The sequence below is a fragment of the Cupriavidus sp. 05N39 genome, from assembly GCF_056397325.1.
On sequence record NZ_JBFTNE010000326.1, the window covers coordinates 1 to 438 of the forward strand.

Annotated in this window: 1 protein-coding gene; it reads left to right on the forward strand. The window is 71.0% G+C overall.

Annotated elements, in window-relative coordinates:
- A partial coding sequence (locus AC1DN0_RS41535) for a GGDEF domain-containing protein (protein WP_477146676.1) occupies positions 1–211 on the forward strand: 211 nt, incomplete at its 5' end.
- Positions 212–438 lie beyond the last annotated feature (227 nt).

Genomic DNA, 438 nt, shown 5'->3' on the forward strand with positions numbered 1-438 from the left:
GCTGAGGCATGCCATTGCCGCCGAGCCGATCACCGTTGCCGGGGTACGCATTCCCGTGTCGATCAGTGTGGGCGGCGCGATTGGCGAGGCGCTGCCGGGCGGCGACCAGCCGCTGCTGGAGGAACTGGTCGCACGCGCGGATGAGGCGCTTTACCTGGCCAAGACCGAGGGGCGCAACCGGGTGCGGATGGCGGAGCCGGTCACGGCCTAGCCGCCGACCGACCCGCCCCTCTTGCCTGCCCCGGACGCCCCGCTACACTCAGGCCATCCGGGCCCTCCGGCCCCGCCTCGAAGGACGCAACATGGATGTTGTCCGCTCGTTTCGACGCCGCTTGTGCATGGCCGTCGTCCTGCTTGGCTCAGCCGCTCCGGCCATGGCCGCCGATCCACCCGCCAATGAGACGCCGCTGCAGCTTCAGCAGCGCCGGGTGGACGCAC